Source organism: Sphingobacterium sp. 18053, from assembly GCF_902706145.1.
Lineage (GTDB): Bacteria > Bacteroidota > Bacteroidia > Sphingobacteriales > Sphingobacteriaceae > Sphingobacterium > Sphingobacterium paramultivorum.
In genome coordinates, this window is the sequence record NZ_CACSJW010000008.1 from 60,521 (window position 1) to 75,123 (window position 14,603).

At 40.6% G+C, this 14,603-nt stretch carries 9 protein-coding genes and 1 tRNA gene; all 10 read right to left on the reverse strand.

The features are described 5' to 3' along the window. Window positions 1-98: 98 nt before the first annotated feature. The gene (locus tag GVK91_RS18835; protein WP_159730804.1) at window positions 99-1,550 is read right to left on the reverse strand and encodes a bifunctional 2-methylcitrate dehydratase/aconitate hydratase; all 1,452 of its coding nucleotides are present in this window, start codon (window positions 1,548-1,550) and stop codon (window positions 99-101) included. 124 nt (window positions 1,551-1,674) lie between these two features. Further along, complete coding sequence (prpC, locus tag GVK91_RS18840; RefSeq protein WP_159730806.1) at window positions 1,675-2,826, reverse strand: 2-methylcitrate synthase; 1,152 nt, start codon at window positions 2,824-2,826, stop codon at window positions 1,675-1,677. Window positions 2,827-2,836: 10 nt separating this feature from the next. Next, the gene (gene prpB / locus GVK91_RS18845; RefSeq protein WP_153846747.1) at window positions 2,837-3,712 is read right to left on the reverse strand and encodes a methylisocitrate lyase; all 876 of its coding nucleotides are present in this window, start codon (window positions 3,710-3,712) and stop codon (window positions 2,837-2,839) included. Window positions 3,713-4,144: 432 nt separating this feature from the next. Next, window positions 4,145-5,656 carry a SusD/RagB family nutrient-binding outer membrane lipoprotein gene (locus GVK91_RS18850; protein ID WP_159730808.1) on the reverse strand — a complete coding sequence of 504 codons (1,512 nt, stop codon included), beginning with the start codon at window positions 5,654-5,656 and terminating at the stop codon, window positions 4,145-4,147. A gap of 46 nt (window positions 5,657-5,702) precedes the next feature. Further along, window positions 5,703-8,936, reverse strand: coding sequence for a SusC/RagA family TonB-linked outer membrane protein (locus GVK91_RS18855; RefSeq protein ID WP_159730810.1), 3,234 nt, complete (start codon window positions 8,934-8,936; stop codon window positions 5,703-5,705). A gap of 272 nt (window positions 8,937-9,208) precedes the next feature. Next, entirely contained in the window at window positions 9,209-9,832 is a 624-nt protein-coding gene (gene prfH / locus GVK91_RS18860; protein ID WP_159730812.1) for a peptide chain release factor H, read from the reverse strand. Window positions 9,833-9,836: 4 nt separating this feature from the next. Beyond that, window positions 9,837-11,228 (reverse strand): RtcB family protein, encoded by a 1,392-nt coding sequence (locus GVK91_RS18865; protein ID WP_159730814.1) that lies wholly within the window; start codon window positions 11,226-11,228, stop codon window positions 9,837-9,839. 523 nt (window positions 11,229-11,751) lie between these two features. After that, a complete protein-coding gene (locus GVK91_RS18870; RefSeq protein WP_159730816.1) occupies window positions 11,752-13,065 on the reverse strand; it encodes a PDZ domain-containing protein in 1,314 nt (437 codons plus the stop codon). Between the two features lie 585 nt (window positions 13,066-13,650). Next, window positions 13,651-13,730 (reverse strand) — tRNA-Leu (locus GVK91_RS18875). 114 nt (window positions 13,731-13,844) lie between these two features. Then, window positions 13,845-14,582 (reverse strand): SIMPL domain-containing protein, encoded by a 738-nt coding sequence (locus GVK91_RS18880; RefSeq protein ID WP_120332779.1) that lies wholly within the window; start codon window positions 14,580-14,582, stop codon window positions 13,845-13,847. Between the last annotated feature and the right edge of the window lie 21 nt (window positions 14,583-14,603).

Here is a 14,603-nt window from a genome sequence, read left to right on the forward strand (position 1 = left end):
CAACCTTAAAAGAATATTCGTTGTAGTTAACGATGTAATAGAAACGAAAGCAGGGGTGACAAAACAAATAGTTCGATCACCCCATGCTCTATATATCATTAGCGCACAAACAAATCCATCAGCTGCGAGACATCCTGTTCGAGAAAAGTATCGTAATCCAAGGTAGCTGTAAGTATTTCCTTTTGCTGTTTTTCAGAAAATACCCGAGCAAGATTTGTTTTGTATTTTTCGATTAATTTAGGGATTCCCTCTGCCCTCCTTCTTGGATGACCTATCGGGTATTCAACGACCAATTCAGGCAATATTGTACCGTCAATCAGTTCAATTGTTAAAGCATTTGATATCGCACGTTTCTGTGGGTCGTGATAGTCAGCAGTGAATTGAGCATCTTCCACGCAGGAGATCTTATCGCGAAGCGCATCAATTCTTGGATCCGAAGCGATATGGTTTTCATAGTCATCAGCCGTCAAACGGCCGAAGATCAACGGAACAGCCACCATGTATTGGATACAATGATCACGGTCGGCAGGGTTATGTAAAGCCCCCTTTTTATCAATGATCCGGATAGCCGCTTCATGTGTACGAATGGTTACACGGGCGATATCTGAGCTGCTTTTTCCAAATTCTTTCAGTTGTTGATGAAGTTGCATAGCAGCTTCTGCTGCTGTCTGTGCATGGAACTCAGCTGGAAAAGAAATCTTAAAAAGAATATTTTCCATCACATATGATCCATATCCCCGCTGAAACTTAAATGGATTTCCGTTAAAAGACACATTATAAAATCCCCATATTGGTGCTGTCAAAACAGAAGGATAGCCCATTTCTCCAGTTTTTGCGATCAGGGCCAATCGGACAGCACGTGAAGTTGCATCTCCGGCTGCCCAAGATTTTCGGCTACCTGTATTTGGCGCATGCCGATAAGTGCGTAGGGCTTGTCCATCCACAAAAGCCAAAGAAACCGCGTTGAGCAGCTCTTCTCTTGTGAGGCCAATGAGCCTCCCTACGACCGCTGTTGAAGCTACCTTCACCAAAATAACATGGTCTAGCCCCACTTTATTAAACGAGTTTTCAAGTGCTAAGACACCTTGTATCTCATGGGCCATAATCATTGCCTCAAGCACCGTCCTAGCTTTCAGCGGTTTTTGCCCGTTTGCAATATTTGTTCGGCTCAACCAATCTGCCACAGCTAAGATTCCCCCTAGATTATCGGATGGATGCCCCCATTCTGCTGCCAGCCAGGTATCATTAAAATCCAACCATCGAACAATCGTGCCGATATTGAATGCTGCCTGAACGGGATCCAATTGAAAATTTGTACCCGGTACCCGAGCACCGTTCGGCACAATGGTCCCTGCCACAACTGGCCCCAACAATTTGGTGCAGGCAGGATAGGTTAATGCTTCCAAACCGCAGCCAATGGTATCGAGAAAACAGTAAAAGGCCGTATTCCAAGCGACTTTTTCCTCAATTTTATAATTTAGGACATAGTCCACAATGTCCACTAAAACCTGATCCGGTTGTGGTCTTTCATTTAATATTGCTGAACTCATTCGTGTATTTTCGTATAAGACTCTCGTTCTATTTATTAATATAATTCGTTTTTTTTTGAGCTAAGCTATTCCTCAAAGCCCAACGTTTAAAAAGTACTTTTTAATGCCTTTTCCCGATCCAAATTTACCGTTCGGAAAGAGGTACAAAAGGTCTGTCCTCAGGACCAATATAATTTGCACTTGGTCGGATAATTTTTCCATCCTGACGCTGCTCGAAAACATGCGCTGACCAGCCTGTAATACGTGAGAGGACAAATAACGGCGTAAACATCTCCGTTGGAATACCCATAATATGATAAGACACCGCAGAATACCAGTCCAGGTTCGGAAACATTTTCTTTTCTTCCCACATGACTTTTTCCAACCGTTCAGCGATCAGGTAGAGCGTCATGTCGCCCGCTTCTTCCGACAGCTCTTTGGCCACTTGTTTTATCACTTGATTTCTTGGATCCGAGATTGTGTATACAGGATGGCCAAAACCAATAATGACTTCTTTGTTTGCCAATCGCTTCCGGATATCCGCTTCTGCCTCATCAGCATTTGCATAACGACTCTGAATTTCGAAAGCGACCTCATTGGCTCCGCCATGTTTAGGTCCACGTAGCGCACCTATCGCACCAGCGATGCAGGAATACATATCTGACCCTGTACCGGCGATTACCCGAGCTGTGAATGTAGATGCATTAAACTCATGTTCGGCATATAAATTTAGTGAAATCTGCATCGCTCTTACCCAAGAAGACGATGGCGATTTTCCGTGTAGCAAATGCAAAAAATGCCCGCCCAACGTTGCATCTGATGTCTCTACCTGCACCTCACGTCCATGCTGACTAAAATGATACCAGTACAACAGTGCTGAGGCCATCGAAGCCATCAGGCGAGTTGCAATGTCACGGGCCGCGGCAATGGGATGACTGTCTTTCTCGGGCGAAACACTGCCGAAAAAAGAAACATAAGTCCGTAAAACATCCATGGCATGTGCCGTCGATGGCAACTGCTTGAGGACCTGTTGAACGGTAATAGGCAGACCACGTTGACTGATCAGCTGACTTTGATAAGTGACGAGCTGGGCCTGTGTTGGTAGACTTCCATAAATAAGTAAATAAGCGACCTCTTCAAAACTTGCCTGATGCGCCAGATCTAAAATATCATACCCCCTATAATGCAGATCATTACCACTTTTTCCGACAGTACTCAAAGCCGTATTACCAGCTGCTACACCAGAGAGTGCTACACTTTTTTTGGGCTTAAAACCTGTGCTGTTTGTCTCTTCCATCTGAATATAATTATTTGTTAAACAATTGATCCAATCGATTTTCATAGGCATAATAATCGATACTTCTGTATAACTCTTCTCTCGTCTGCATGTCGTTGATCACATTAACCTGCCCACCGTCCTCCCGAATGTGACAATAAACAGTTGTAGCCGCCTTATTAGCGGCGCGGAAAGCAGATAGTGGATAAAGGACAATAGAAACATCCGCTTGACGTAGTTCATTCAGGCTAAACAACGGTGTTTGTCCAAATTCGGTAATATTCGCCAAAATAGGAAGACCTGTTGCCGCACTAAATTGAATGTATTGCTCCAAATGATGTACTGCTTCAGCAAAAATAAAGTCCGCTCCAGCTTCTTTATAAGCCACCGCTCTTTCCAAAGCAAGTTCAAGGCCTTCAGAAGCAAGTGCATCTGTACGTGCACCAATGGCAAAATGCTCATCCGTTCGTGCGTCCACCGCCGCTTTCAGGCGATCAACCATTTCAGCCCGAGAGACGAGCTCTTTCCCAGGCCGGTGCCCACAACGTTTAGCCCCCACCTGATCCTCCATGTGAACTGCGGCCGCGCCCACTTTAATTAAAGACTTTATTGTACGTGCAACATTGAATGCCGAAGGCCCGAAGCCAGTATCAATATCCACTAGCAAAGGAAGTTTACACACATTTGTAATGCGATCCACATCAATCAAAACATCCTGAAGTGTTGTTATCCCAAGATCTGGAATTCCCAGTGAACCGGCTGCGACACCTCCTCCTGAAAGATAAATAGCTTTAAAACCAGCCTGTTCAGCCAAAAGGGCATGATTAGCATTAATCGCTCCAACAATTTGTAATGGTTTTTCATTCTTGATCGCTTCCTTAAAAAGGAAGCCCGAGGATTTTATCATAATATCGAATTTGAAATTCCAAACCCTATAGCCTTCTCTAGATGCAGGCTACAGCGATTACTTAAGTTTACTTAGTCTGAAGAACTCCTTTTTAGAGCCTTCCTCTTAAAGATACTAATTATCAACGCAATAAAGCAAATTATTTTCTACATTAAAGGTAAATCACAGAAGAAAATACGGTATTACCCCAATTAATTATTGTAAATTATTTCAGCGGCTAAAGCCTTCCCTCAGTCTGCTAAATACCTTTGACAACTGTACACTCCTTTTTTAAAGGGATGTATTACCAATTAAAAAGCCTCAACTTTTTGAAATTGAGGCTTTATCCAAAATGTCAACAAGACATCTTAGTCCACTGTGGGAGTAAATTGTTATCCAAACGAGCAAAAAAAAGCGGGATCTTTCGATACCCGCTCAATAAAACATTTTAAACTAGTTTTTTCCATTGTCTTTTGCCCACCACAATCGTTTTCCCCAATTATAATTTACAGTTCCAGCTGCTGCTGCTGTCACGTTTTCTGTATTATATAAATACTCATTATTCGGGTAAGGCAAACGCCAAGGCTGATCTGTATGTGCGATTGCAGAATTTTGAATTTTTGAAGGATAGTTGGTGCTAGGAATTCCAGTCCTTCTGTACAAACTCCAGGCTTCAAAATTTTCTTTAAACAGAGCGACCCACATATCCCAATAGATGCGATTTTTCGTTCCATCAAATTTACCAGCTCCGGCAAGATAAGTCGTAACATCGGATGCTGCAACGTCATTATCTTCCATTGATAATGTCACAGCTTTTTCATAGGCATCTTTAGCGGAAATTCCAACATTATATCCCGATAAAGCAGCTTCTGCTAATGTATAATAACTTTCACATGCACGATAAAAAGGTACTGCTCCAGCAGGATTGTTGATGTAATGCAAACCAATCCATGAAATTGATGTCGATGGAGAAGGGTTGGTAAGCGAACCGTTGACAAATCCTACATACTTACCGGCATTATTTTTCTGTGCAATCGAAGCAATTCTAGGATCTTTTGTTTCATTCAAATGATCGATAAAAATATCAAACATACCCCAGTTGTTGATCCGATTACCATTGATACCTGATTTGTACCATGGTTCCATATAAGGCAGCGTTCCCGGATAAACCATTTGACAATTTTCCGCGTTGGTTTCGATGATTGGATATTTTGTCTTATTACCTGCAATTTCTTCAATCGTAGATTTAGCTAAAGCAGGAGCAACGGATGATATCCGCATCGCCATCCGCAAACGCAAAGAATTACAGAATTTCTGCCATTTCAGCATTTGCTGCTTTAGATTATCTGGCCCAGAATTTTTAGGCCCATACACGATATCGTATTCCAATGTTTCATCGGCACCAATCCCAGCGGCTAGTTCATCCGCAATTGATTTGAGATCGGCTAACACCGCTGGAAAAATATCTTCTTGCTTATCGTATTTGGCTTTTAATACGGAACCATCATCTGGCCGTCCTTTAAATGCCTCTGAATACGGAATATCTCCCCAGCCATCCAATAAATAGGACCACATATAGTTATTCCAAATTCTTGCTATAGCCCTTGTATTTTTATACCCCTCTGCAGTGGCATCAGTCCTTTTTAGCAGATCCTTCATTTGGGTGATATTATAGTAACAAGCGGCCCAGCGATTGCCATAAGTATTATTTGTTGGGATCAATCCACTTAAATTATCAGGATATTGAATTTTAACAATATACCCAGCAAATGTACCATACCCATCAACATCGCCACCAAATTGGTCACCTGCATTCCGCATCACATTAACCAGCATGTTTTGTGGCGGAACATCATTTAAAGCATCCGGATCGGTATTTATTTTCTCAAAATTCTTGGTACACCCTGTAACCAGAAGAACTGCTAAAAAAGGCGTATATTTTAGTTTTTTAATGAAAGTATTCATAATCATAATTTTTTTGGGGTTCTAAATCTTAAACTTTATGTGTTAATTAAAATGTAAAACCAAGTTTAAGACCTATACTTCTTGAGTTTGGAACACTGGCTTGCTCAAATCCTACACCTCTAGAATCACTAGATACACCTCCGCCTTCCGGATCCAACCGCATCGTATTCGATTTATGTACCCAAAGCAATGCTAAATTGGTACCTGTGACAGAAATATTAGCACGCTTAATCCCTTTTATTTTACTATACAGATGTTTAGGTAAATTATACGAAATATAGGCTTCTCTTAATTTCAGAAAAGAACCATCAAAAACATACATTTCGGCAATGCCTCCATTTTCATACCAGTCCTGCGCAGTAGTCTCTATGGTATTTGCGACCCAGCCTCCTTTTCCGTCTGACATTGCAAATCGTTCGTTTTTCATCACGTCACGACCGGCAAGAATAGCCCTTTCACGAATGCCATCCGCAGCAGTAATTTCAGCTATACCCGTCGCATAACCATGGGACATTGTTTGTGACCAAATATCTCCTCCCTTACGGAAATCGAGCATAAAGCCAAATCTAAAATCTTTAAAGGTGAAGTCATTACGCATCGAAGCCAAGAAGTCTGGCACAGCATTACCAATCACTTGACCATCAATAGGTGTAGAAACCAGACCGTTGGACCCCACTTTAATAGCACCTTTCATAGGCCCATCTTCTACACGATCATAACCAGGTCCTACCAAGCTGCCCCATGGGCGTCCTACAGACGCCATATTGGAAATACCCCAAGTCCAACCCTGTCTATAGTCTTTCAAACCCAATTCGGGATAAAGTTCAACAACCTTGTTTCTATCTTTTGAAAAGTTGACAGTCGTTGTCCAGTTCAACCCATCTTCGCGCTTCAGGATATCGCCGCGTAACTGAACTTCAATACCTTTACTTCGAATTTCTCCCGCATTTAGGAAGATACTGCTAAACCCAACCACATTGGAGGTCGTTACTGGGAGCAATTGTTTTTTATTTACCTTTTGATAATAGGTAACATCTAAATGGAGCCGGTCTTTGAATAAACCAAGTTCAGTACCAATTTCATAAGACGTAATGGCTTCAGGTTCCAAGCCTTCAATGGCATAAACCATGCTTTTGTACATTTGCGCCAGGTTATTATAGGCGTCTGTTTGCGCATAATAATAGTTTCCATTTTGATAAGGTCGTGTAGCGTTACCTACTTTAACCAAATTAAATCGCATTTTCCAAAAATTCAAATAATCACTTTTCAGACCTTCAAATGAAGCTGTTGGAATCCAGCTTAAACTTGCCGAAGGATAAAAAAAGGATTTTTTTAACGTTGAAGACCAATCGTTCCGCGCTGTTAAATCTAAATACAATTGATCTTTCCAGCCCAAATTAGCCTGTCCATATACCGAATTGGAACGGCCTTTAGAATGGTCCATAAAGGTGTAAGCATCTCCGATTTTATTCGAAATGGTATAGACCCCCAACACATTTAATCCTTTTGCTCCTAGTGTATTTGTTTCATATTGATAGTCCCGATAATTTGCCCCCAAAATACCGGTTAAACTCAGATCGCCAAACTGTTTATTAAAATTTGCAATAAAATCTGCATTAAAATCGGAATTACTATTTTTTATTTCATCGAACTTTCCATTCTTATTATCAAAGTTAAAATATGTCGTTTCAAACATATGTGTATTATAGTAATCCAAGCCTACACGTCCCTCAAATTTCAAAAAATCAAAGGGTTGATAATACAATGAGGTCTTACCAAAAACACGGTTCATTTTCATAGCATTAAGAGACTCATGCATCGTATAAAAAGGATTCATATGGTAAGCGGAATTCCAATTGTAATAGGTATATTTCCCTTGTGCATCTTTTTGATCCCAGTTCTTTTTCAAGTCCTGCATATCCACCTGACGGCCAAACCAGATCAGGCCATTCATTGGATTGGCAGCATCATATCCCTGAGTGACCAAGTTGTTACTTTCTGTGCGCGTAAAATTACTCATAATGTCATAAGACACTTTATCACTAACCTTATATTCATTATTTAATTGCGCTGTATATTTTTTCTGATCCGTATTAGGCACCGTTCCGGTTTGATTTCGGTAAGAGATTGAAGCACGTGTAGACGATCGATCTGATTTGGAAAGCAATGAAATGTTATGATTTTGGGAAAAACCAGTTTGGAAGAACTCTCTAACATTATTTTTATGCGAATTCCATGCTGTTGCCTGGCGTACACCATTCACAACCGGGCTATTAAACTGTGGTATCAACAAGCCAATGTCCATGCGAGGACCCCAAGATTCATCGATATTATCATTAACACCAATGTTTCCTGTACCATCAACATAACTGAATGAATTTTGGGTTACATAATCCTGATAGGATAGATTTCCACCAAATTTCTTAAAACTGTATTCATCCCCCCGTGATCCCTGACCATATAAATTTTGGTACTTCGGTAAATTGGCCGCCCTGTCGATGGAAAAATTACCATCGTACGAAATCTGCACTCCGTTTTCGGCGCGTTTTCCAGATTTTGTCGTAATCATAATAACGCCTGTACCAGCACGCATACCGTATAGTGCCGCTGCCCCACCTTTCAGTACGTTGATGCTTTCTATATCATCTGGATTAATGTCATTTAAACCCGACCCGTAATCCACCCCGCTATACGTATTATCACCACTACGTTGAGAATCATTTGTAATAGGAATACCATCCACTACGATAAGCGGTTGCTGATTTGCCTGTAATGACGTATTTCCACGGATAGAAATACGGGCAGAAGAACCTATAGCTCCACCAAATTGGTTCACCTGTACCCCCGCAACCTTTCCCGCCAATGCGCCTGTTAGGCTATATTGTCCTGCATCTGTCAGTTCTTTTGCTTTAACCTCCTGCATAGCATAACCCAACGATTTTTTCTCCCTTGTGATACCTAATGCGGTAACCACCACTTCATCTAAATTCTCCGCTGAAGATTCTAATGTAACGTTTAAATTCGTTTGATTACTAAGTTGAATCTGCTTAGATTTGTAACCAACTGCAGTGACATTTAAAACTCCTCCACCTGTATATGTTAATGAAAATCCACCATCAATTCCTGTCTGCGTGCCGGCACCGCCTCGAATGGTCACCGATACCCCCGGTATTGGTTTGCCATCTTGATCCAACACTTTGCCTTTAAGTGCTGTTTGGGCATAAAGCGCAGAACATACTAGTATATTGGATGCTAGTATTGCAATACTTCTTTTGTTCATAAGCTAGTCTCTGTTAGTTAGTTTAAAATGCTTTTATAAAATCTAATTTATGCAAATGTTGAAACAGAGCACGCTATGATATTGACCAATATTACCCATATTTTAACATCAAATGTTAAAATATTACAAGTCTCACACAGCTAAAGCCATATCACCAAGCCTGAACAAACAAACCACAACCCCTTATTAAACAATAGAATACCACTAAAAAAAACAAACCCTTGCCAATATATTAGCAAGGGTTTTCGCTTCAGTAAAAACAATACAAATTATTAATTCTCAATAAATTTCTGACCATAAAAGACCCGTTTCGACTGTCCCCGTGTCACCTCGATTTGGTTTTTCCATTTTTGCTCTTTGGCCGTATTTAACTCAACGCTTTCCAAATCCCGCAGACGTGCAGCCAAGCGCTGCATTGCGATCTCTTTATTCTGCAATTGCGATCTCGTGTCCATCACCTGAACACTTATCCCTGTCGGAGCATGCGTCGCTCTAACGCCAGAACTTACTTTATTAACATGCTGTCCACCTGCACCGCTACTTCGCATCGTTTGGAAATATACATGCTTTAAATCCAACACCTTTTCCTTTTCACCCGGATGATACGTTTTAATTTCGACAAACCAATTCTTCCGTTTGTGTAAAGGACGAAAAGGGCTTTTACACACCCAACAGACTGTACCAATCCAATGATCAATCAATTGATCCATATCTTTTCCTCTAAATCTGACGATTAACGAACAAGGAAGTCCATCAACTTCTTCTGTTTCTATTTCCGTGACTTCAACTCCAACTTTACTACCTTCAAAAGAGATTCTGTCGACTACCAACCTAACGGCCATATTACATTCCTTAGGACCTCGTCCCGAAGAAATTTGTAAATACCTTTCTTTCATAACCTTATTTGTCCATACGTACAATCTTCGGACTAAACATTCCGAGAACAGTTACCAACTCCTGCTGTAATTGCATCACCCGATGAATATCTTTATACGCACGTGGTGATTCATCCAACGCACCGCCAATCAATTCTACACCATGTGCTTCCAGATCTTTCAGCATAGCGCTTTTTGTCAAATTATTTTTGCAGGCGGATCTCGACATGACACGCCCCGCTCCATGGGATGCAGACTGTAAACTTAAGGGGTTTCCCGTTCCCTCAACAATGAACCCTGGTGCTGTCATCGAGCCGGGAATCACCCCCAGCACGCCCTTGCCTGCAGGCGTTGCTCCCTTCCGATGAACAATGTATTCCTCCCCATTCACTAATTCCTTCCATGCGAAATTATGATGATTTTCGATCGTTACCACGGGATTACCGCCAAGTGCTTTAGCCAAACGTCGGTGGATGTCTGCATGACAGGCTTGGGCATACTCCCCAGCCAAATTCATTGCCATCCAGTATTCTTGTCCTTCTTGGCTTGCTAAATCTAACCAGGCCAAATGTTGGACATGACGCGGTAATGGACATTGTTGCGCCGCAAGGCTTGTGTAATGCTTAGCGATATTCGCCCCCAGACCCCGAGAGCCACTATGGGATAAAATCCCCAAGTACTGTCCTGGATTTATCCCCCATTCCTCCCGCACGGTTTGAAGCTCAACAATGCCCAATTCGACAAAGTGATTTCCACTACCAGAAGTCCCAAATTGTCTGTAAGCTTTACCCAACAGGGATTTTAATAGTGGGATTTCCTGAAATTCAGTTCTACTGAAAATAACATGGTCATGCTTATCACGATGTGTGTCATTTAAACCAAATTTGGTATTTTCCTTCAATAAATTTTTCAGTTGGAATTCCCTCCCTTTGAAATAACTGCCTGGTAAGTCGAATATCGACAGGCTCATCCGACAACCAATATCTACTCCTACACCATAGGGTATAACGGCATTTTCTGCGGCCAGTACCCCACCGATGGGAAGGCCATAACCTGTATGTGCATCCGGCATCAGTGCACCTTGTCTTGAAATAGGCAATCTCAGTGCATCATACAACTGTCTTTTTGCCTGCTCATCAATTTCATTTTCACCAAATATGCTAAATGGAGCACGATGTGAATGAAGCTCCTGCATGCGCGCTTCAACAGGTTTAACAAGTCCTTCAGAGACCTTTCCCCATATTTTATGCTCCATAAATCGCTCCGGAGCTTCTATCAACTCAGCAAGTTCAAGAAGAATGGTTTCTTTATTTTCCCTCTTTCGATACCTTGTGATCAGCCCTAAAGCTGTATTAACTATATTATTTTGTGGAAAACCTATTTTTACTAGATCTTTTCCAGATAATTTACTTCCCATTTTTATAAAAAATATAAATAATTAGCCATCAATTTCCTCTTGGAAATCGGCAGCCTTTTTGAAAAAATTTCGGGAATATTCTTTTAGAGATTACGATTCTATTAAGCATTTTTTCTTAATGCACAGTCAATTACTCCTATAGAGTCGAACGCACCTGTTTTTTAAAAACGCTGCAGCCCTGAAGAGCTTTGACTATCTAAATAGAAACGAAAATCCGGAAAATTAAAAAACCCGAATGAACTTCGGCTTTTTCATCTGTATAAATTGGTTTTTCAAAAGAAGTAAAGCGACCTGATTACTCACTCCAGCGGATTGAACAAACACGATGCGCTCCTATTTCGAAGAGTATCTTAAATAGGACGAAAAGCACGAAGATTGCTTTCGGCAAATCCATTTGCCTTAAAAGCTTGATGTGTTATTATTCTAGCGACCAACATATCTTCTCGTGTTTAAATTATTAAAATAGTATTATCAAGCGCAAATATAAGTAAGTTCAGTTTAAAATAGAAAAATTCGCGAAAATTTAATCCGAGTTAAATGGAAGCGGATCCTTTAACACAAATTTAAAATCGAGTGTCTTCTCGCCCCTGGTCACTCGAAAATACATTTCCTTTCCCTCTTCTGATTTAAAAAGATTGTGAATTGACTCCAGGGAAAATGACGATGCAGATCGACCATTGATCCGTACAACCTTATCTCCGGGTATTAGTCCTGCGATTGCCGCAGGCGAACCATCACGAACGGTCGCAATTTTGTACATATTTCGAAGTACAAAGCGATACTGTACGCTGTTGCCCATTCTTACCTCTGTACCGCCATCTTTTTGCAGAACGACAGGTATTTCCTCTTTTTCGTATTTAATGCCATCATGTATAATCTCCAAGCCACTCATATTCAAATAATAAAAGCGATCAAAATCTTTATTCTTATGAAGATATATCGACTTGTTGGGATAATCGAATACGACCTTAAATCGGCGTAACAACTCGTTTCCAATGGAACCTATTCTTTCGCTCACAAATGTTGCATGCTGTAACGAACTCAATTCGGGATAGGCTACCAAGGGGTAGTTCATTGTAAACGGCCCAAGTTCGAGCGATCGTATTCGATTTCTTTTTCCGTAAATCTCACCGTTAAACCCCTGCCCTATGTAGTCATCAATAAATGGGGGCTTAATATCAAAATTGTTTAGCTTTGATGGAATTAGCATTAAGGCATCGCTATTTCCCATGTCGATCAATACACGACCATCAATAGAAACATCGCCCTGTTTAAAAGCAACCGAAGTATAGGGACGACTATTTAAAATATCCAGCGGCAAACGCTGCATCTTGTCAAGTCCCTTGGGCCGGTTCGCCTTGGCATATAAGGTAATACGATGTTTTTGAAAATCCATTTCTATCATTTGGTTTTCAAAAAAGCGACTTCCCATAATTCCATTAACTTCCACTCCTATCCGAGTAGAGATATCAATATGCGCATTTTGAAGAATATAGATCGGTTGGTCTAAATCTTCATATACCCCAGCAATATTCACCTGATTATGTATGGATAAATAGCCATCCAACCCCTCTTCCCTACCCAATCCCTGAAATTTATTAACAAAAACAGCGCTATCAATTGACTTTAATGTTTCGCCAAATATCATGGTTTCTTTAACCCCCGTATCCAACAGGAAGTTCATCATATATCCATTTACCTGTACAGGGATAATCACCAGGTTATGTACGAAAAGAAAAGGAATTTTAACATTCTTTTTCCCGTTTAAGACAAACCCCACTTGCCCCCTAGTAATGAAAAAACACAGCAGTGCCAGCGATAAAAAAACTGTTTTCATCCAAGTTTATATTTGGTATTTCCAATTTAAACAAGAAAATTCAGATTAAAGAACGTTTATAAAAAAAAGCCCATCTTATTGCCAATTCGACGGTAGTCAATTTATCTTTCTTATCTACAAGTCTGGGTCAAGATTACACCTTCGTTACCGTTTCTGTGCTATTTTATTGCTGTTTTATTGCTGTTTTATCGTTAAAATACCAAAGAAACGGCAAACGAATACCGAGGAAGGTCTAATGAAAGTAGCTACAATAAGCGAAGAAACACCAAAGAACAAGCAATAGCTGCAGCAACTTAGAATCAAATAGTGACCAAATTAGATCTTAAGACAGTGCTTATTCAGTGCTTGCTCAGTGCTCGTTCAGTGATTGTTCAGTGATCATTCAGTACAAATTGAATAAGCACTGACTGATCACTGTCTAAAGATTGATTGAAAATTGTTATTAGATATAAGTTGATATTAGGATGTATCTGTTTTAGTACCTACCTTGATTAGCTATAATCCGGAACTTGAGGCAATCTTCAGGTCAGATGCAGCATAGGCGCACAAAAAAAACCTCTTTACAGTAAGTAAAGAGGCTTTTAGTACCCGGAGCCGGAGTCGAACCGGCACGGTTTCCCACTGGTGTTTGAGACCAGCGCGTCTACCAATTCCGCCATCCGGGCATATCCGTTTGGGATGATGCAAAAGTAGGTTTTTTATTGAAAAGGAGAAAACTTTTTGAACAAATTTTCAATGAAAACCAATATAGAACTGAAATTCAGTCGAATAATTTTTCATTAGTTACTCAAAAAACTTGCTTTAACCGTGATATTAGCTGTTTTTTTTCTCGATGTTGTATTAAATGCACCGCCAGAAGAGTACTCTTCGTTGTCGTTTTGTCCTGTTATCTGAAAAATTCCGAGATCAGCCTTTACCAGATTACCTAATCCAGCATTCGATTCCTTTGCAATATTGTCTGCACGTTGATGTGCATTTTTTGAAGCCTGTGAAATAAGTTCCAATTTCAGATCCTCTAGCTTGGAGTAATAATAATTGGGGGTGCTGGAGCTAAGTTCTATCCCTTTGGAAATTAATGTCGATATTTCTCGTGAGGCATTGTCCACTTTATTTAAGTCTTTTGATTCGACACTTACGGCCTGCGATAATGTATAACCGGAAAAAGTATTATAACCATTCCCCTTTCCATCTGTATGATATTCGAAATCTTTCGCAATATTAACGGCCTCGAAACGGATCTCGTCGGCTTTAACCCCCTGTTGCACTAAAAAATCCCGCACCAAATCACGATCTGTGGCCAGTTGTGCTGAAGCAGCACTCAATTCATAATTCTTTCGGCTAAAAGTAGCACTCCATTTGACTAGATCAGATTCGAAATCTTTTTTGGCATTACCATTAACAGTGATTGTCTGCGTCGATTTAAACTTATAGCGATAAGCTGTACCCAATATCCAGGTGCCAAGCAAGAGCACAGCGCCCATTATAATCGAAATAATAACAGCGGATGATGATTTCATAACCAGTTTTTTATGTTTACG

Excerpts from the sequence above, each read along its gene's own strand:
- GVK91_RS18835 (WP_159730804.1), bottom strand. The coding sequence starts at position 1,550 with ATGAGTTCAGCAATATTAAATGAAAGACCACAACCGGATCAGGTTTTA.
- prpC (WP_159730806.1), bottom strand. The coding sequence starts at position 2,826 with ATGGAAGAGACAAACAGCACAGGTTTTAAGCCCAAAAAAAGTGTAGCA.
- prpB (WP_153846747.1), bottom strand. The coding sequence starts at position 3,712 with ATGATAAAATCCTCGGGCTTCCTTTTTAAGGAAGCGATCAAGAATGAA.
- GVK91_RS18850 (WP_159730808.1), bottom strand. The coding sequence starts at position 5,656 with ATGAATACTTTCATTAAAAAACTAAAATATACGCCTTTTTTAGCAGTT.
- GVK91_RS18855 (WP_159730810.1), bottom strand. The coding sequence starts at position 8,936 with ATGAACAAAAGAAGTATTGCAATACTAGCATCCAATATACTAGTATGT.
- prfH (WP_159730812.1), bottom strand. The coding sequence starts at position 9,832 with ATGAAAGAAAGGTATTTACAAATTTCTTCGGGACGAGGTCCTAAGGAA.
- GVK91_RS18865 (WP_159730814.1), bottom strand. The coding sequence starts at position 11,228 with ATGGGAAGTAAATTATCTGGAAAAGATCTAGTAAAAATAGGTTTTCCA.
- GVK91_RS18870 (WP_159730816.1), bottom strand. The coding sequence starts at position 13,065 with ATGAAAACAGTTTTTTTATCGCTGGCACTGCTGTGTTTTTTCATTACT.
- GVK91_RS18880 (WP_120332779.1), bottom strand. The coding sequence starts at position 14,582 with ATGAAATCATCATCCGCTGTTATTATTTCGATTATAATGGGCGCTGTG.